Source organism: Rhizobium sp. P38BS-XIX (genome assembly GCF_012641435.1).
Lineage (GTDB): Bacteria > Pseudomonadota > Alphaproteobacteria > Rhizobiales > Rhizobiaceae > Rhizobium.
In genome coordinates, this window is record NZ_JABAIJ010000013.1 from 89,077 (window position 1) to 106,773 (window position 17,697).

16 protein-coding genes are annotated in these 17,697 nt (G+C 58.0%); 8 read left to right on the forward strand and 8 right to left on the reverse strand.

Features of this window, described 5'->3' with window-relative positions:
* Nucleotides 1-34: 34 nt before the first annotated feature.
* The 5 genes from HGP17_RS29150 to dhaL (HGP17_RS29170) all read left to right on the forward strand — a co-directional run bounded on the left by HGP17_RS29150 (nucleotide 35) and on the right by dhaL (HGP17_RS29170) (nucleotide 5,431).
* A complete protein-coding gene (locus HGP17_RS29150; protein ID WP_168814624.1) occupies nucleotides 35-808 on the forward strand; it encodes an SDR family oxidoreductase in 774 nt (257 codons plus the stop codon).
* 33 nt (nucleotides 809-841) lie between these two features.
* Nucleotides 842-1,834: a dihydroxyacetone kinase subunit DhaK gene (locus HGP17_RS29155; RefSeq protein ID WP_168814625.1), complete on the forward strand. Its 993-nt coding sequence runs from the start codon at nucleotides 842-844 to the stop codon at nucleotides 1,832-1,834.
* 13 nt (nucleotides 1,835-1,847) lie between these two features.
* On the forward strand, nucleotides 1,848-2,489 hold the full coding sequence (gene dhaL / locus HGP17_RS29160; RefSeq protein WP_168814626.1) for a dihydroxyacetone kinase subunit DhaL: 642 nt from the start codon (nucleotides 1,848-1,850) through the stop codon (nucleotides 2,487-2,489).
* Nucleotides 2,490-2,622: 133 nt separating this feature from the next.
* Nucleotides 2,623-4,719: a bifunctional sugar-binding transcriptional regulator/dihydroxyacetone kinase subunit DhaK gene (locus HGP17_RS29165; protein WP_168814627.1), complete on the forward strand. Its 2,097-nt coding sequence runs from the start codon at nucleotides 2,623-2,625 to the stop codon at nucleotides 4,717-4,719.
* 55 nt (nucleotides 4,720-4,774) lie between these two features.
* The gene (dhaL, locus tag HGP17_RS29170; protein ID WP_168814629.1) at nucleotides 4,775-5,431 is read left to right on the forward strand and encodes a dihydroxyacetone kinase subunit DhaL; all 657 of its coding nucleotides are present in this window, start codon (nucleotides 4,775-4,777) and stop codon (nucleotides 5,429-5,431) included.
* A gap of 34 nt (nucleotides 5,432-5,465) precedes the next feature.
* Here dhaL (HGP17_RS29170) and HGP17_RS29175 read toward each other — a convergent pair whose 3' ends face one another.
* From HGP17_RS29175 to tssH, 8 genes are all read right to left on the reverse strand, one after another.
* Entirely contained in the window at nucleotides 5,466-5,894 is a 429-nt protein-coding gene (locus HGP17_RS29175; protein ID WP_168814631.1) for a hypothetical protein, read from the reverse strand.
* 115 nt (nucleotides 5,895-6,009) lie between these two features.
* On the reverse strand, nucleotides 6,010-6,378 hold the full coding sequence (locus tag HGP17_RS29180; protein ID WP_205926177.1) for a hypothetical protein: 369 nt from the start codon (nucleotides 6,376-6,378) through the stop codon (nucleotides 6,010-6,012).
* A 23-nt stretch (nucleotides 6,379-6,401) separates the two neighbouring features.
* Entirely contained in the window at nucleotides 6,402-7,691 is a 1,290-nt protein-coding gene (locus HGP17_RS29185) for a DNA/RNA non-specific endonuclease (RefSeq protein WP_168814633.1), read from the reverse strand.
* Nucleotides 7,691-8,080, reverse strand: a complete 390-nt coding sequence (locus tag HGP17_RS29190) for a hypothetical protein (protein ID WP_168814635.1) — start codon at nucleotides 8,078-8,080, stop codon at nucleotides 7,691-7,693. The genes HGP17_RS29185 and HGP17_RS29190 overlap by 1 nt, the downstream gene beginning before the upstream one ends.
* A 7-nt stretch (nucleotides 8,081-8,087) precedes the next feature.
* Nucleotides 8,088-10,244, reverse strand: coding sequence for a type VI secretion system tip protein TssI/VgrG (gene tssI / locus HGP17_RS29195; protein ID WP_168814639.1), 2,157 nt, complete (start codon nucleotides 10,242-10,244; stop codon nucleotides 8,088-8,090).
* A 7-nt stretch (nucleotides 10,245-10,251) separates the two neighbouring features.
* The gene (locus HGP17_RS29200; protein WP_168814640.1) at nucleotides 10,252-10,800 is read right to left on the reverse strand and encodes a hypothetical protein; all 549 of its coding nucleotides are present in this window, start codon (nucleotides 10,798-10,800) and stop codon (nucleotides 10,252-10,254) included.
* A 117-nt stretch (nucleotides 10,801-10,917) separates the two neighbouring features.
* Nucleotides 10,918-11,394 carry a type VI secretion system tube protein Hcp gene (locus HGP17_RS29205; protein ID WP_168814641.1) on the reverse strand — a complete coding sequence of 159 codons (477 nt, stop codon included), beginning with the start codon at nucleotides 11,392-11,394 and terminating at the stop codon, nucleotides 10,918-10,920.
* A gap of 63 nt (nucleotides 11,395-11,457) precedes the next feature.
* The gene (gene tssH, locus HGP17_RS29210) at nucleotides 11,458-14,199 is read right to left on the reverse strand and encodes a type VI secretion system ATPase TssH (RefSeq protein ID WP_168814642.1); all 2,742 of its coding nucleotides are present in this window, start codon (nucleotides 14,197-14,199) and stop codon (nucleotides 11,458-11,460) included.
* 226 nt (nucleotides 14,200-14,425) lie between these two features.
* Here tssH and tssA point away from each other — a divergent pair, with 226 nt between their 5' ends.
* From tssA to tssC, 3 genes are all read left to right on the forward strand, one after another.
* Nucleotides 14,426-15,469 (forward strand): type VI secretion system protein TssA, encoded by a 1,044-nt coding sequence (gene tssA / locus HGP17_RS29215; RefSeq protein WP_205926188.1) that lies wholly within the window; start codon nucleotides 14,426-14,428, stop codon nucleotides 15,467-15,469.
* Between the two features lie 107 nt (nucleotides 15,470-15,576).
* Entirely contained in the window at nucleotides 15,577-16,089 is a 513-nt protein-coding gene (gene tssB / locus HGP17_RS29220; RefSeq protein ID WP_168814652.1) for a type VI secretion system contractile sheath small subunit, read from the forward strand.
* A gap of 110 nt (nucleotides 16,090-16,199) precedes the next feature.
* Nucleotides 16,200-17,678 carry a type VI secretion system contractile sheath large subunit gene (gene tssC, locus HGP17_RS29225; RefSeq protein WP_168814660.1) on the forward strand — a complete coding sequence of 493 codons (1,479 nt, stop codon included), beginning with the start codon at nucleotides 16,200-16,202 and terminating at the stop codon, nucleotides 17,676-17,678.
* Nucleotides 17,679-17,697: the final 19 nt, after the last annotated feature.

Genomic DNA, 17,697 nt, shown 5'->3' on the forward strand with positions numbered 1-17,697 from the left:
CCCGCTTCACCCCCCTGGACAGAGGCTGAAGAAGATGACCGAGACATCCCCAGACATTGATTTGAACTTCCCGCTTTCAGGCAAGACAGCGCTTGTTACGGGCGGCGGCTCCGGCATCGGTGCCGCAGTGGCGACGGCATTCGCCTCCAAGGGCGCAAAAGTCGCCGTTCTCGATATCAATGTCGACATGGCAAAGGCCAAGGCATCCGAAATCGGTGGCGGTGCTGCAGCATTCGTCTGCGATGTCTCCGATCCCGCCTCGGTCAATAAGGCCGTCAGCGACGTTGTCGCGCAGTTCGGTGGCATCGATATCGCCGTCAACAGCGCTGGTGTCGTCTTCCTTGCCCCTGCCGAAGATCTGCCGCTCGACTACTGGGACAAGACGATCAACATCAATCTCAAGGGCACGTTCCTCGTCACGCAGGCCGTGGGTCGCGCCATGATCGCCGCCGGCAAGGGTGGCAAGATCGTCAACCTCGCTTCACAGGCTGGCACGGTCGCCATCGAAGAGCATGTTGCTTATTGCGCCTCCAAGTTCGGTGTCATCGGCATGTCCAAGACCTTTGCCGCCGAATGGGGCAAGCATGGCATCAACGTCAACACCATCTCGCCGACCATCGTGCTGACCGAACTCGGCAAGAAGGCCTGGGCCGGTGAAAAAGGCGAGGCCGCCAAGAAGCGCATCCCGACCGGCCGTTTCGCTTTTCCGGAGGAGATCGCAGCCGCGGCTGTTTTCCTCTCTTCGTCCGGCGCGGAGATGATCAACGGCGCCGATCTGCTGATCGACGGCGGCTACACCATTCTTTGAGCGCAAACGCTCGACAATTCGACAGGAGAGACCATGCAGCGGTTCATCAACAATCCCGATGAAGTCGTTGAAGATACTGTAAAAGGCTTCATCAAGGCACACTCGGATATCGTTCGTGTCGCCGAAAATCCGCGCGTCGTCATCGCCAAGGATGCTCCGCATGCCGGCAAGGTCGGCGTAATCACCGGCGGCGGTTCGGGCCATGAGCCGGCTTTCATCGGCTATACCGGCAAGAACATGCTGGATGCGGTCGCAGTCGGCGAACTTTTTTCGTCTCCGACGGCCAAGAGCTTCCACGATGCCATTCGTGAAGCCAATGGCGGCCGCGGCGTCATCTGCCTTTACGGCAACTATGCCGGCGACAACATGAACGTGAAGATGGCAACCAAGCTGGCCGCTAAGGACGGCATCGAAGTCGCGACCGTGGTCGCCAACGACGATGTCTGCTCCGCACCGCCCGAGGAACGCGAGAAGCGCCGCGGCGTCGCCGGCGAAATCTTCATGTGGAAGGTTGGAGGCGCCAAGGCCTCCAAGGGCGCAAGCCTCGAGGAAGTCCGTGTTGCCGCGCAGAAGGCGATCGACAATTGCCGTTCGGTCGGCATCGGTCTTGGCCCCTGCACCCTGCCCGCCGTCGGGCATCCGAACTTCCAGATCGAACCCGGCACGATGGAAGTCGGTATCGGCCATCATGGCGAACCCGGCGTTCGTGTTGAGCCGCTAAAGACGGCTGCAGAGATTGCCGAGGACATGTGCCAGATCGTGCTCGACGACCATAATCTGGCAGCGGGAACGGAAGTGGCCGTCCTCGTATCGGGTCTCGGCGCGACGCCGGTCAACGAGCTGTACATCCTCAACGACACGATCGAGACGAAGATCTCCGAACGGGGACTGAAGATCTACAAGACCTATATCGGCAACTACTTCACGTCGCTCGAAATGGTCGGCGCGACGCTCACCGTGCTGGCGCTCGACGAGGAGCTGAAAGAGCTTTTGGACGTCGAGGTCGAGTGCACGACGCTGCTCTGAGGGGGACGCACGCATGCAGACATTCAACAACGCAACATCAGGTGACATCGTGTTGGCGATGGCCGATCGCATCGTCGAGAACCGTGCCTATCTCAGCGAGATCGACGGCAAGATCGGCGACGGCGATCACGGCGTCAACATGGCCAAGGGCTTCGGCATGGCTGCCGAACGTCTGAAGGGCAAGGACCAGTCGTTGTCAGCTTCGCTCGACACGCTGGGCACAGTGCTGATGACCGAAATCGGCGGCTCCATGGGTCCGCTCTACGGCGTCATGTTCACCGAGATCGCCGAGAAACTGGAAGGCATGGAAGCCATCGATAGCTCAGCCTACAGCAAGGCATTGCATGCCGGGCTCGAAGGCATTCAGTCGATCGGATCGGCCAAGGTCGGCGACAAGACGCTGCTCGACACGCTGGTTCCAGCAATCGAAGCGTTCGACGCCGCCAACGCAGCCGGCAAATCGTTCGCCGAAGCGCTCGACGCATTGGTCGCAGCAGGCGAGGCCGGTCGTGACTCCACGCTCAATCTCGTTGCCAAGATCGGTCGCGCCAGCCGGCTGGGCGAGCGTTCGCTTGGCGTGTTGGATGCGGGCGCGACCTCTTGCGCGATCATTCTGAAGGAGCTTTCCGAGGGCGCGCGCGCGCGCCTTCAATAACAAGGCTCTCCCAAGGCTGCGCGATCTCGTGCTCCACCACGGGGTCGCGCGCCGCTCCCTTCGAAGAAGAAGCATTTGCAAACCTGCTCCAATGCTTCCATCTTCTGGCGGAAAATGGGAACAGTGAATCGTCATGACAGGCAAGGTATCTTCGGTCGGCAAACATAGCGTAAGCAAAGCGGGCGTTCCTGATGCGTCCGACAGCATGCCGCTGCGCTATGGCGACGACCCATACGTCTGGGCCTGTTGGCTTTACTACGAAGATGGCAAGACCCAAGGCGATATCGCCGAAATCATGGGCATTTCTCGGGCAACCGTGAACAGCTATCTCGCCGACGCCCGCAGCCGCGGCATCGTCAATATCTCGCTCGAACCGTCCCGCCTGAGTTCGCTCTCCATCGCCCAGGAGCTCAAGCGCCATTTCGGCCTGCATGACTGTCTCGTCGTGCCCAGCGATGACGGCTCCCGGCCGCTGATCGATCGTCTTGGAACCGCCGGTGCGCAGGCGATTGCCAGGCTGCTTAAATCCGGCGACACGCTGGCTGTCGCATGGGGCCGAACCGTTCTCGCCGTCGCTGAACAAGCCAATGTGCCGAACCTGCAGGACGTCACCATCGTCCAGGCAACCGGCGGCACGCGCGCCCGCTTTGCCTATACGCCGGAACTCTGTGCCGCAGCCTTTGCAAACGCGACGGACGGCAAGCTCATCAACATCACGGCACCAGCCATCGTCTCGACCCCGGAAGTCCGTGACATCCTGCTGCGCGAGCCGCTGGTCGAAGACCAGTTCGCCACGCTCTCCAAGGCAAACAAGGCGATCTTCGGCGTCGCATCGCTAAGACCGAATTCCACGATTCACAGCAGCGGCCTCTTCGAGTCCGTTTCGCTGCAGGATTATCTCGCGAAGAACGCCGTCGGCGTCCTCGCCGGTCGCTTTATTGATGCCAAGGGCCAACCGGTCGCAGGACCGCTTGACGATCGCACCATCGGCATATCCCTGGACATGCTGAAATCCATCGGCCTGCGGATCGCCGTTGCCGGCGGTTTCGATAAGGTCCCGGGCATTCTCGCCGCCTTGCGCGGTGGCTACATCAACGTACTGATCACCGATGCAGCCACAGGCCGCGGAATTTTGAATGCTGACGGTGTCACCGAGTTCGATCAGAAAGCTCAGCAGCGTCCAAGAGTGGACAACAGCGTTGCCCTGCCCAGCAGCTATCGAACGCACATCAAGAAATTCCTCAACAATCCAGACGATGTCGTCGACGAGATGCTCGAGGGCATCGTGAAGGCGCATGCCTCGCATATCCTGCCGATCAAGGGATCAAACCGAGCGCTGGTGGCGCGCAATGGTCCGAGGAAGGGCAAGGTCGGGCTGGTGATCGGCGGCGGCACAGGTCACGAACCCTGCTTCCTCGGCTATGTCGGCAAGGGCCTTGCGGACGCAGTTGCGATCGGCAACATTTTCTCCTCACCGCCTCCAACACCCATCCTCGAATGTGCCAAGGCGTCTTCCGGCGGCGAAGGCGTACTCTTCGTCTATGGGAATTATGCCGGCGACGTCATGAACTTCGAAATGGCCGCGGAAATGGCGCAGGAGCAGCAGATTGATGTCCGCACCGTCCTGACGACGGACGATATCTCGTCCTCGCCGATCGAGGATCGGGAGGGACGGCGCGGCGTTGCCGGCAACTTCTTCATCTTCAAGATTGCCGGCGCTGCCTGCGACAGAGGCCTGTCGCTCGACGCCTGCGAGGCAATCACACGCAAGGCCAATGACCGGACTTTCACCATGGGCGTAGCACTGGAGCCCTGCTCACTGCCGCAGACCCGGCGCCATAACTTCGAGATCGGACCTGACGATATCGAATTCGGCATGGGCATTCACGGTGAACGCGGTGTTACGCGTGAAAAGATGATGAGCGCGGACGAGATCACCGATCGCGTGATGGACCGGATTTTTTCTGAGATGAAGCCCGTCGCGGGCGACCGAGTGGCCGTGCTCATCAATTCCTTCGGCGCGACGCCGCTGATGGAGCTCTATATCCTGTTCCGTCGCGTCGAGCAGCGGCTAAGCGCCAAGGACATCAAGATCGAGGCGAATTGGGTGGGACATTATTGTACATCGCTCGATATGGCCGGCGCTTCCATATCCATTCTGCATCTCGATCAGGAATTGACTGATATGCTCTACCATCCGTGCGACACCTTCGCGCTGAGGGTCGGATGAACCTATAAGAATGTACCCGGCAGCAATAAAAATGACCGGGGGCGGGAGGAAGACGATGTCGGAAAAAGCCGCGCGATGCCTGGGCACCATGTTCCAGCGCATATCAATCGCGATCAATGCCGAAAAGGACCGGCTCTCGGAGCTGGATGGCGCAATCGGCGACGCCGATCACGGCATCACCATGTCCCTCGGCTTCATGGCGGTGAATGCTGAACTGGCAAAACTCGATCCCGCGCAAGTTTTGCCATCCGAGATCTTCTCCGTCGCAGCCTCCGCCTTTCTCGACGCCGTCGGCGCGTCCACCGGCCCTCTTTACGCGACAGCCTTTCGCCGCGCCTCACAAGCACTGAAGAGCGACGAATCCCTCTCTCCAAATTGCCAGGCCATGATCATCGACGAAATGCGAGCCGGCATTCAGCAGCGCGGTAAGGGCCAGCGTGGCGACAAGACGATGCTCGACGCCTGGATTCCCGCCGCCGAAGCCGCCCTCAAGGCAACAGACGATGCACGTGGGGCTGCCGTCATGTGGAATGCCATTCTCGAGGCCGCCGAAACCGGCGCAAATTCCACAAGCTCCATGGTAGCAGCCCGTGGCCGCGCGGCACGTCTCGGAGAGCGCTCGTTGGGTCACGTCGATCCGGGCGCGGCGTCAGCAGTGATTATTCTGCGAGCGATGCGGGATACGTTCGTTGAGGGAAAACTGTTGGATTAGAGTGATCCGTCAAGATCAATAGCGTCGACGAAAATCACGACTGAGGTGAGAAATCAGGTTTAAGGGCTATGGCGGCTTCCCCCGCAGCCCGCTTGGTGACCGGCCAATAGGGCGGTATCTCCTTCTCGATCGTCAAAAGTGCTCTGCCTGTGCTCTTCTGATATTGCAAAAGCACACTGCATACATTGTCTGGCGAACCGCCGAAGCTCTCCTCGACATACGCAAGCACCATCGGATAAAGACGCGCGGTGGGGAATGCGAGCGCCCACCAGTTGCGCTCTTCATCATAGGCATAGCCCGTGTTTCCGAAGTTACGCCCATGATTGGTCAGCAAAAATCGTAAAGACAGCGAAGACCAGCGGGGATCGGAAAGCCGATCATCCGCGAGCACCTCCCTCAATATAATCGTGGTATGATGCTTTCGTCTGGCCCGAGACAACGATTCAGGCTGGTCCTCATTCATGTCCTTTTCCGATCCTCCGGAACGTTTCCGCTTTCCTTCAAGGCGCCGGAATGTCCTGTGCTTTATTTTCCGGACAACTGGCGACGGAAACCAGGGCGCATCTTAAGGCTTAGCCCTAGCCCAGATTTGGTTTCAGCTGGTGCGTAATGGTATCGACATTCTTTGGCGTGACCTGCCAACGATTGGCGTCCGCATACTCGAAATCGGCATTCACTTTTCTGCTTTCGCGATTGAATTGAAAGAGCATTTTGATCATGCCCTTATCGCCTTCCTGCTTAAGCCATTCACGGTATGCCTTCACTGCGGTTTCGACGTCGTCGTAAAGGAAGGCCGCCGCATGCGCCTCACCCTGCGCATCATAAGCGTAACCGTAGCTGCTATTCACGTCGCCATCATCGTCAAAAGCAAAGATCGCGGAAACTTCCACCCAATCGACGCCATCGAGCTCGCCGCAGGTGACGATGTTTCGGGCGATATCGCCCATGAGTGCCATATTTTCGGTCATCTTCAATTCATCTCTCTGAAGGGGATTCGTTTGAACGTCTCACCGGCCTTGTTCTTGAATTTCTGCGAATTCTTGTACTTGATGGCACCTGTTTTCGGATCACGAACCGTATAAGTAGACTTGAAACTATCGGGGCGAACGGACCCAGGCGGATACACTTCGACCTTATAGTCGACTTCATAGCCTTTTTTTATCCAGTCCGCCCACTCATTCTCCATGGTTTTCCAGGCGCCGGTATTCAGATTGCCGGCCTGTGGAGCAATACCATAATCAGGCGTATCTCCCATAAACCTGTGCGCGACAAGGTGGCCGCCGTGATCGCCCGGGTCACCAAGCTTCCCAACGGCCGTGGCATTGTCACCTCTGGTCGTCGCGCCGAAATCTTCGCGCAAAGTTCCCTGCGCATTGATCGGCCGGCCTGTTTTCGGATCGTAGGTAATCTCGTTGTCGTTTTTGCCGCGCGTCAGCTTGCTGGTCTTGGGCTTTGCTGCCGCCTCGCCATTCTTGGCGTCATTCTGCGGCGAAGGGTTGTGATTGGGATCTTCGGTCTTCACCCCCGGATGATGCTCTTCCGGCTTGCCGAATTCTTTCTCCAGTTGCTCCGTCGCAAATTCACGCTCGACCTTACCACCGGAGGCGTGCGTGAACTCGACGACGACTTTCGAAGCCTTTGCACCCTCTTCACCAGCCTTCACCACGCGGACGAAAACCTTGAGCGATTTCAACATCGCCTTGGCACCGGCGCTGATGCCCTCGCCCAGCGCGAGGTCACCGACCAGAAAAACACCATCAACCGTCAGTGTCGCAATTCCATAAAGCCAACCGCACTGGGTGAAGCGCTTCTTGATGGCATTCCATGTTTCGCTGAAATATCCGGCGATCGCATCGGCGGCCTTGCTATATTCGGACTGGCTTAAAAGCTGCATATTCATGCCGTCATTGGCATATTTTTCAGCTTTTGACTTGTCCCCCAGTCCGAACCAGCTGAGGATCTGCTCGGTGGCAGATAGCTGAAAATTGCTCTGAGCCATCTGGGAGTAGCCATAGCCGGACATGAGATGGCCAAATCCGCTCTCGGAAATGCCCGACATCAATTGCTTGCGTGCTTCCTCGTCCGTCGCAAGCACATAGACCATCTTGGCGATAGCGACATATTCGTAGAATTTCTCTCCGGTATAGGCGACGATGGAGCATGCATTGTCGGCATGCGTGCCCTTGGTAATATCGGCGCCCGCGCCGGGGTTGCTCCCGGCACTCGCGAGATTATTTGCTGCGCCGCTATTGGGGCCCATTATTCACCGCCCATCTTGGAGGCTTCAAACGCGGTGACATGCCATTGCATGAAGAACTTCTTCATCTCGATCGGCAGCAGTTCGTTCCATGAGAACGCCATGCTCGGCACACCTGGATCAAGCGAGCCAAGCGTCATGCCACCGATCGCCTGCGCGGCAACAAGCGTTATCGCTCTCATCTGGGCATTGTCCACGGGACCGGACACGGTTTGCTGAACAAGCGACTGATAAAGCGCCATACGGTCTGCGACCGGAATATCAATCTCGGCCGTATCCCGGGCAGGCGTGACGCCGAGCTCTTCCCAAAAAGTCTTCCGACGGTCATCGCGTTTCTGCTGATTGTCCGTCTCGTCGCCTTCCCAGCCGCCAGTGAGGAATTTTGTCGCCATCACATCCTCAATTCATATTGATTTTTCCGGCATTCACGGTGACGGACGTATCCTGCTTGATATTCAGCTTGACGCCTTCAATGGTGATCGTCCCGTCGCGCTCCATGACAAACCGAGATTTTCCGCAGATGATCTCGTATTTGTATCCGATCATCGACACTTTCGTTTGACCGACTTCTTCCCACGAGCCCATCGCGACACTCTCATTCTTGACGCCGCCGACGGTGAGCTGATAGCCGCCGCCGACTGTCGTCGCCTTTGCGGCACCGACGATTTCCGTGGATGACACCATCACGGTCTCGGCCTTGTTCTTGCCGACGCCGACAATCATATTGCCCTCACCCATCGTGGCTTGCGAAAGAAAGCCCAGCATGTCGGTAAAGCCGCCGAGCCTGCTGGTGAGCACATTGCCAACCGTATCACGCAATATGCCCATGGCCGCCGTCACACCTTTCTGCAGGATGTTCGGGCCGACCATCAAAGTCATGTTGCCACCAATGACTTCATGATGGTTGTTGCCAACTTCGATTGATTTATTGTGGCCGATAGACTCGGCCTGGTTGTTATCGATGCGCTTCGAGTGTGAGTTCTCGACATGCACGCGGTGATCTCGCTGCGCGTGCATATAAATCTCTTCGCTGCCGTTTTCGTCTTCAAATGTCAGTTCGTTGAAGCCGGTGCCCTTGTGTGTCTGTGTCCGGAATGTAGACTTTGTCTTGTTCGCTGGCAGCGTGTAGGGCACGCTATTTGCCGGATTTGGAACCATGCCGGTGATCAGCGGCCGATCAGGATCGCCATCGATGAAGGCGACCATGACCTCCATGCCGATACGCGGAATGATCTGGCCGCCCCATGTTCCACCGGCCCAATTCTGGGCGACGCGCACCCAACAAGTATCCGATCCGTCCTTCTTTGCCCGCCGATCCCATGGATACCAGAGCTTGATACGACCATATTGATCGGGATGGATTTCCTCTCCCGCCGGGCCTGCCACGATTGCCACCTGCGTACCGCGGATGCGCGGGCGCTCGGTCTTGCGGTGCGGCGTCATCGCAACGCGTGACGGTACAGCCTCGAATTCGTTGGTATATTCCGGCTGATCCATATTGGTTTCATAGGAGGGATCGACCGCAAAATGGGTTGCGCGGACGATCACATGCTCCTCGTACACATGTTCGGGATGTGCCACCTCGTAAGGTGTAAAGCGGCGCCCGGCTTCCAATATTCGCGAGGAAGACTCCCCGAGAACGCGATTGTGATCCGCTTCGCTCGCCTGCATGCGCAGCTTCTGCGCCCTTTCGGCCTCGGCAACGCTTGAGATACGAGCTGGATATTCATAGAGTTCACGTTTCATGGCACCCGGCATCTGCACCAGTGACGGCGTCGTCGTTCCCGGCACCATTTGCGGCGTCTCGAAATTCCAGTCGGCGCCGGCGCGTTGCCCGGGCACATAGGCGTAGTGCTTCATCCATTCGCTGATATGGTTGCGATCGGTCGAGCCTTGCGCAAGGCGCACCCGGGTTTCACCTTCAGCTGATGGCGATGGTCCGGCCCATGAGTTCGCGCCATCGGCAACGTGCAGCCGGTGGCTGCCATTATCATGAGAAAACCAGTAAAACAGTCCATCCTCTTCAAAACGGCGGGTCAGATAGTCCAGGTCCGTTTCGTTCCACTGCACTGAATAATGCTGAGGCGGCGGAGGCGTCACGACGCCGGAAACGTCGGGCGCTGGAATGCCGTGTTCGGAAAACAGGGTTTCGACGATGTCGAGACTGGTCTTGTCCATCCATATGCGGCAGTCGGAACGTTGCGACAAAAGCCACATCTGCGGCTTCAAAATCATCGAGTAGGAGCGTAGCCCACGCGTGATCGGCGGCCCCTCCTGAAGAGACGTGACCAGACCGTTGAACGGACGGCGCACGCCGTCGCCGCCATCTTCCGATTGCTGAACCTCGATCGAGATGTCGACAAGGCGGCCGATCAGATCCTGCGGTTGGATAACCTCACGTTTGGCGCGAACGGCCAGACGGATCTCGAAAAGCGAGGACACGCCTTCCGTTATCATCACGCGTTCAGGCAGGAGCTGATCCGTACCGAGCGGCGAGACAACCCGCAGATTTCGGGTCGCCTGAATGAAATCATTAGCCGAAGGCTGGTCGTTCATCTGCTCGTCATCCTACTCGTGCGCTTGCGGCTCCGGCATTGCCGGCACTTCCGAGCGCTTGCTTGCGGCCACCGACCAGGTAGACCATCTGGAACAAAGTTCCGTTTGGCAGCGTCTCATGCATCCCGGGGCCATACAGTACTTGCGGCGTGAGAATCTTGCCGATTTCGGCGCGCGAGGCGACGGTGCCCAGAAGGTAGGCTCCTCGTGCCATGTAGGCGCGCGTCTCGCCATCGGTCACCGAATAATTGAATTGGGCGATGAAAACGGAATGGTGGCTGCCATCCATCTTCGCGATGATATTGGCTTCATTATTGCGGAGCCATCGTTGCAGCCAATGCGTCAATGACATCTCGTTGGCCTTCTCCGAAAACATCCGGAAAAGTGATGCCGCGGCTCCCAGGGCCTGGTTTCTGGCCGCGAATTCCCGTGGGCCGCTTGGATAGGAGAAATAATCGTATGACGGACCGCGACCCGCACGCCGCATCGGCGGAAGGTCAGTCTGCTTCACCGGCTCCATTTGCAGCGCCGGCGACGAAACGGAAAAATCTACCATGGCGACCTCGATGAAAAACAATGTCGAAAACAGACAAACCGCCGCTTGAGCGGCGATCTGCCTTCGAACATCGTTCCAGCGCGTTCATTTTCAACGCGCCGGAAAACGTTGCTATCGTCAGGCGGCCTTGGTGGTGGCCAGATCGTAAGAAGCGATCATCGGCGACTGCGGTGCCTGCGAGTCGTCGAACGGGGTGTACTTCACTTCCATCTTGGTGAAGTTGAGCTTGATCGTTTCGACCGGGCGATCACCATTGGAATCGACCGAGTAGCTGGCAAGCAGCGTGTTGGTCAGCGTGTATTCGATGTACGTGTCGCCCGGGTTGCCGGTCGTCACGAGGTGAATGACGGCCTGCTTACCGGTGCGGCCGGAGCATGCTTCCTGGAACAGCTTGGTCGACGAGGAATCGCTGACCTTGGTCAGGATGACTTCCGAAACGGTCGGCTCGGAAGCTTCGCGGTTCGCGGCCGAACCGGCAGAAGTCTTCATGTTGCGCGAGACGTTCCAGTGGATGACTTCGATGTCCATCCACTTCTTGTGCTGCTCGTGGGTTGCATCGCCCTGAATTCCGTCGATTTGCAGATAAATCGGCATGCTCTCAACTCTCCTGTTGGGATTAAATTCGCCTTGTCGCTGCAAGGCGGTTTACCTTTCCGTCTAATGCCGCATCCGGACATTGTGTTCGTCCGGGGCTGCTTCATTCGCCGTGCCGCCATTTTCGCGGTCAGCGAATTCCTCTTGGACCTTCGGGCTCTCTTCGACGAGAAACCGATGGTCTCCAAAACCGATAGTGATGCCGGCAACCTTCTGCCCTGCCGCCACGGCATCGAGAAAGAAGGTCGACAGCTCTGGTAGAAGGTCGCGCCCGATCATGGTCTCGATCGCGCGGGCGCCCATTTCGCTTGCCGTGGCGCGAGCAACCAGCGCGTTACGCGCCTCCGAAGACAGAGCAACCGTCGTGCCGTAAGAGGCGGCGACGCGGTCACGAATCCGGCCGATCTGAATGTCGACAATGCCGCTCAGCGTCTCGCCGTTCAAAGGCATGAAGGGCAGAACCGTTGTGCGTCCGACGAAAGCGGGCTTGAAATTCCTCTGCAATTCGGGGAGCAGCAATGCCTCGAGCGCTTCGCCCTCCGGCATGGTATCGGGATCGGCGGCAAGCGCCGTCAGCAATTCCGAGCCCGTATTGGCCGTCATCACGATAGTCGTATTCTTGAAGTCGATGTCACGGCCTTCGCCATCGCGCAGAGTGCCCTTGTCGAACACCTGGTAAAACACCTCCTGCACACCGGGATGCGCTTTGTCGATTTCGTCCAGAAGCAGGACGCCGTAGGGACGGCGGCGTACGGCCTCGGTCAGCACCCCGCCCTCGCCATAGCCCACGTAACCGGGAGGCGAACCAAGGAGCAGCGAGACCTTATGCTCTTCCTTGAATTCCGACATGTTGATGGTCGTCAGATACTGACTTCCGCCATAGAGGAGATCCGCAAGCGAAAGCGCCGTCTCCGTCTTGCCCGTTCCAGACATACCGACGAGCAGGAAGACAGCCGGCGGACGACGCGGGTCGGAAAGTCCGGCGCGTGCCGAGCGCATCGCAGCCGCAATCCGGTCGATAGCGCCGTCCTGTCCCAGAACACGCTCCTTCAGCCTCGCGTCCAGGGTTTTGACGGTCTGAACCTGGTCCGTCAGCAACTTGCCAACCGGAATGCCGGTCCAGCGCGCGACGATAGCCGCGATGACTTCCTTGTCGACAACACGAGGAACAAGCGGCATTTCACCGGCGAAATCTGCGAGGTTTCGCTCCGCCTGTGCCAAGGCGGCCTTGATCACCTCCGGCGAAGAACCATGCGGTGGGAAAAGCGCGACGTTGTCGCCGCGCGGGGCGACCTCGCCCTCCGCGGATCCGTCCTGATCTTTCAGCAAAGCCTCGATGCGGTCGGCTTCGTGCGACAATCGAAGCTCTTCATCGAGCTTGGCCTGAAGACGCTCGATCTCAGCTACGACCTCGGCCTTCTCGTTGCCGATGATGACGAGGCGTTCATTGATTTCGGACGTCGGAGGCTCCGCCGACAACGCTTCGGCCTCGCTCTCGAGCATCGTCTGCTCTTGGCGAAGGCTTGCCAAAGCCTCGGGTACCGTCTGTTTGGCAAGCGCAACGGCGGCGGCGGCGGTGTCGATTAGGCTTATCGCCTTGTCAGGGAGTTGCCGCGCTGGAATATAGCGGGCCGAAAGCAGGACGGCTGCTGCGAGTGCCTCGTCGCGAATGCGAACCTTGTGGTGCGCTTTGAAACTGTCGACCACGCCACGCAACATGCGAATGGCCGTCTCTTCATCCGGCTCCAGCACTTGAACGACCTGGAAACGCCGGGTCAAAGCCGCATCCTTTTCGATGTGGCGCTTGTATTCGCTCCATGTGGTGGCTGCGATCGTCCGCAGTTCGCCGCGCGCAAGCGCCGGCTTCAGGATATTGGCGGCATCGCCCTGCCCAGCCTGTCCACCTGCGCCGATCAGACCATGCGCCTCATCAATGAAGAGGATGATTGGCTCGGAAGACGCCTGCACCGCGGCCACGACGCCATGCAGGCGCCGTTCGAACTCGCCTTTCACGCCCGCTCCGGCCTGGAGCAGACTGAGATCCAGCAAGAGGATACGCACAGGCTTCAGCATGTCCGGGACATTGCCGTTGGCGATTTCGAGAGCCAGAGCTTCTGCGACAGCCGTTTTGCCGACGCCAGCCTCGCCCACGAGAATAGGATTGTTCTGACGGCGACGCATCAGGATATCGATCACCTGGCGCAGTTCCCGATCACGCCCGATGACAGGATCGATGCGACCGAGCTTGGCATCGGCCGTCATATCGCGGGTATAGAGACGCAAAAATTCGTTTTCGCCAGCCGAGATTGGTTGGGTTTGCGATGGCATCGCCGCTATATCGGCAGTTGACGACGCTGCACTCAACCGCTTTTCAAGCGCGTTTCGGTCCAGATCCCGCAGCGAGGGCGCCATCCCACGCGCCATGATTCGCAGCGACTGATCGTCGGTAAGCGCCGTCAGAAGGTCGGCAAGAGCGATCGTTTTACGACCGCATTGAAGCGATGCAACCAGCCAGGCCTCGCGCATCAGCGCCAGTAGATTTTGAGAGAGAACCAACGCCGAGCCACCATCGCGCGGCAACTCCGCAATGGCGGTATCAAGCTCGGAACGCAACGCCTGTGAAGATACGTTAAGTTCTTCAAAAAAAGAGCAAACTTCGGATACGTCGAGTAGAACGCGTAGCCAGTTTGCGACATCCACGGTAGCATGCCGTTCGCGCGCAGCAAGCGACGCCGCAGCCTCAAGACCGACACGCAATTCGGGCTCAAGCGTTCTGATCAGACGATTGAGATCGATGTTAGACACGTGGAAATCTCCTCCTTAGGTTTCTAACTAGGTGTATCCTCCATGCCGGTGCAACAACTAGGGCGCTTATCGAAATGTGTCCAGACCGCAAACATTAAATTTTTCAGGTCTTACGAAATCGGCGTTGTCACAATTCCGTTGCAGAATATACATGGTTGACAATGGAATATATCGCCATAACTATCTTGCGCCTGAACAATGTAGTTGATTTTTTGGAGTTAAGCCCCTGCTCAATGTCCGTGACATAGAGACTCCACTTGAAGAAAACGCGCCATGTGGAGAAAACATGCGCGAAAGTACTTCGTTGCGGGAAATATACTATAGAATAAAGGACGCCAGAAACCAGGCCCGCTCTGCAGAACGAGGTATATCTCCTGGTGAAAATATTAGCCTTCCACCTGCTTGGTCAGACGTAAGCAATCTGGGATTGCAGATTATTTCTTCAAAAAGTAAGGATCTCGAAGTATTAGCGTGGCTTGCCGAAGCAGAATTACGCTTACGGGGTTTCGAAGGGTTGAAGGATGTCTACGATGCAATTGCGTCGCTTTTAGACAAGCATTGGGAGAGATTTCATTCGGTCGGCGACGACGACATGGAAGAACGCCTGGCTCCTCTTTCAGGCCTGAATGGCGTGGGCGGCGAAGGCACGATCATCCAGGCTATCCGGCTTTCACCACTCGTTCCCGGCATGAAATTCGGCCAGTTATCCCTTTGGGATTTCCAGCTTTCACAGCGTCCGAATGAGACAAGACGGCGCGATGAACTGAACCAGGCCATCGCCGAGACCGGCACGGCTGCGATGAGCGCGCATCTCGACCATCTCAACGGCTGCATTGCGGCTTTCGACCGGCTCGTGGCGATCCTGAACGAGCGCTGCGGGGCTATGGCGCCACCGAGTTCCAACACGCACAACGTCCTTCATGAAGCAGCCTCTGCACTGCGTTCGCTTGCAGGTATCGAGGCTCAAACGTCCGAAGGGCCTACGGAGGCACCGACAGGCTCGGAAGAGACTTCGCAGCCCCGCGTGAAGACCGTAACTGCCGAGACGATCAATTCGCGTGAGGAGGCATTTGAACTTTTGCTGACCGTTGCGCGCTATTTCCGCCGGACCGAGCCGCACTCGCCGATGTCGATGTCCATCGAGACGATGGTGCGGCGTGGACGCATGGATTTTTCGGAGCTGCTGGCGGAATTGCTGCCTGAGCAACAGACGCGAAATGCCGTGCTGACGGCGGCTGGGATCCAGCTCAAATCGAACAAGAGCGGGTGATCGATACAACCGCCTGACTGAACTTTTTGCAACTGGCCCTTTCCAAAATCGGGTTGTGCCACATTTGACAAGGCAAGTTTTGCCGCTTGGGATTGAAGGAGAAGCTTATGGCTAGTGTTCATGAAAAACTGGAGCGGGTGCGCAAGCCAAGGGTCCACATCAAGTATGAAGTGGAAACCGAAGGCGCGATGGTCGTCAAGGAATTGCCTTTCGTCGTCGGTGTCCTCGGCGATTTCTCAGGCAATCCGACCCAGCCTCTGAAGCCGTTTGGTGAGCGCAAGTTCGTACAGATCGACCGCGATAATTTCGACGACGTCATGCGCCGCATGACCCCCGGCTTGAATATTTCGGTTGAGAACACGCTGGAAGGCGATGGCTCGCAGATTCCGGTTTCGCTCAAATTCGAGAGCATGGACGATTTCGAACCGGGATCGGTCGTCAATCAGGTCCCGGCACTCAAGGCACTCCTCGACGCCCGCAATCAGCTGCGCGATCTCATGAGCAAGGCGGACCGTTCGGAAGAGCTGGAGCGCCTACTCGAAGATGTCCTGCAGAACAAGGCGGATCTTTCGAAGCTGATGTCCGAACTCGGTGCCGTCGAAAAGCCGGCAGCAAGCTGATCGCAATCGGCTATCCGCAACGCGGATCGCCCAAACCCGTTTCAAGCAGCCGATAGCGGCAAGCGCGCAAGCCTCACCGATATCGCCGCATTTTCCGTAAGGATCAAAAAATGAGCGCTGAAAGCCAACTGAAAACGAAAGAGGCAGAGTTTGCGCCAGAGGAAGATCTGCTGACCCAGATCGTTTCCGCCACTCGCCAAACTGAACCGGATCGCGCCCAGGATCTGCTGAGGACGCTGACCGATCAGGCCTTGAAGGGCACTGTCACCTACGACCGCAATCTGACTGTGACCCTCAACAACGCGATTGCCGAGCTCGATCGGAAGATCTCGCGGCAGCTGGCTACGATCATGCAGTCGCCGGAATTCGCCAAGCTTGAAGGCAGCTGGCGTGGATTGAACTATCTGGTCAAGAACAGCGAAACCAGCGTCAATCTGAAAATCCGCGTTCTGAACGCGTCCAAGCGCGACGTTTCGAAGGATCTGGCGAAGGCCGTCGAATTCGATCAGTCGCGGCTCTTCAAGTCGATCTACGAAGACGAATTCGGCACCCCCGGTGGCGAACCCATGGGTGCCATCATCGGCGACTATGAATTCGACAATTCCTTCGACGACGTCCAGACCCTGCAGGCCATCTCATCTATTGCCGCAGCAGCCTTCGCGCCGTTCATTTCGGCCGCAAGCCCTCGCATGTTCGGCTTTGATGATTATCGCGAGCTTGCTCGTCCGCGCGACCTGGAAAAGATTTTCGAGACGGTGGAATACGCCAAGTGGCGCAGCCTTCGCGACAGCGAAGATTCGCGCTTCGTCACGCTCGCACTTCCGCGCGTTCTCGCCCGCATGCCCTATGGTCCGAAGACCAACCCGATCGATGAGTTCGGTTTCGACGAAACCCAGCATTCCAAGACGGGCGAACTCGAGCACAATTCCTATTGCTGGATGAATGCATCCTACGTCATGGGAACGCGATTGACCGACGCCTTCGCCCAGAGTGGTTGGTGCACGGCGATCCGCGGCGCCGAGAACGGCGGCAAGGTTGAAAACCTGCCGATGCACATCTTTCACAGCGATGACGGCGATCTCGATCTTAAATGCCCAACGGAAGTCGGCATCACCGACCGCAGAGACGCTGAACTCGGCAAGCTCGGCTTCCTGCCGCTGTGCCACTACAAGAATACCGACTACGCCGTATTCTTCGGAGCGCAGACCACGCACAAGCCGAAGCTCTATGACAAGCCGGAAGCGACCGCCAATGCCGCGGTTTCCGCCCGTCTGCCCTACATGATGGCGACCTCGCGCTTCGCGCACTACCTCAAGGTCATGGGCCGCGACAAGATCGGCTCCTTTATGGAAGCCGAGGACTGCGAAAACTGGCTGAACCGCTGGATTTCCAACTATGTCAACGCCAATGACGATGCTGGTGAGGAATCTCGCGCCAAGTATCCGCTGCGCGATGCGAAGGTGACGGTCCAGGAAGTTCCGGGCAAGCCCGGCTCCTACAACGCCGTCGCCTGGATGCGCCCGTGGCTCCAGATGGAAGAGTTGACCACGTCGCTCCGAATGGTCGCCCGCATCCCGAGCAAGAACTAGGGAGAGACCGCGCGGCGGT

Coding starts and splice junctions, on each gene's coding strand:
- HGP17_RS29155 (WP_168814625.1), top strand. CDS start 842: ATGCAGCGGTTCATCAACAATCCCGATGAAGTCGTTGAAGATACTGTA.
- dhaL (WP_168814626.1), top strand. CDS start 1,848: ATGCAGACATTCAACAACGCAACATCAGGTGACATCGTGTTGGCGATG.
- tssB (WP_168814652.1), top strand. CDS start 15,577: ATGGCTAGTGTTCATGAAAAACTGGAGCGGGTGCGCAAGCCAAGGGTC.
- HGP17_RS29205 (WP_168814641.1), bottom strand. CDS start 11,394: ATGCCGATTTATCTGCAAATCGACGGAATTCAGGGCGATGCAACCCAC.
- tssI (WP_168814639.1), bottom strand. CDS start 10,244: ATGAACGACCAGCCTTCGGCTAATGATTTCATTCAGGCGACCCGAAAT.
- HGP17_RS29180 (WP_205926177.1), bottom strand. CDS start 6,378: ATGGGCGATATCGCCCGAAACATCGTCACCTGCGGCGAGCTCGATGGC.
- HGP17_RS29200 (WP_168814640.1), bottom strand. CDS start 10,800: ATGGTAGATTTTTCCGTTTCGTCGCCGGCGCTGCAAATGGAGCCGGTG.
- HGP17_RS29165 (WP_168814627.1), top strand. CDS start 2,623: ATGACAGGCAAGGTATCTTCGGTCGGCAAACATAGCGTAAGCAAAGCG.
- tssC (WP_168814660.1), top strand. CDS start 16,200: ATGAGCGCTGAAAGCCAACTGAAAACGAAAGAGGCAGAGTTTGCGCCA.
- HGP17_RS29175 (WP_168814631.1), bottom strand. CDS start 5,894: ATGAATGAGGACCAGCCTGAATCGTTGTCTCGGGCCAGACGAAAGCAT.
- HGP17_RS29185 (WP_168814633.1), bottom strand. CDS start 7,691: ATGGGCCCCAATAGCGGCGCAGCAAATAATCTCGCGAGTGCCGGGAGC.
- HGP17_RS29150 (WP_168814624.1), top strand. CDS start 35: ATGACCGAGACATCCCCAGACATTGATTTGAACTTCCCGCTTTCAGGC.
- dhaL (WP_168814629.1), top strand. CDS start 4,775: ATGTCGGAAAAAGCCGCGCGATGCCTGGGCACCATGTTCCAGCGCATA.
- HGP17_RS29190 (WP_168814635.1), bottom strand. CDS start 8,080: ATGGCGACAAAATTCCTCACTGGCGGCTGGGAAGGCGACGAGACGGAC.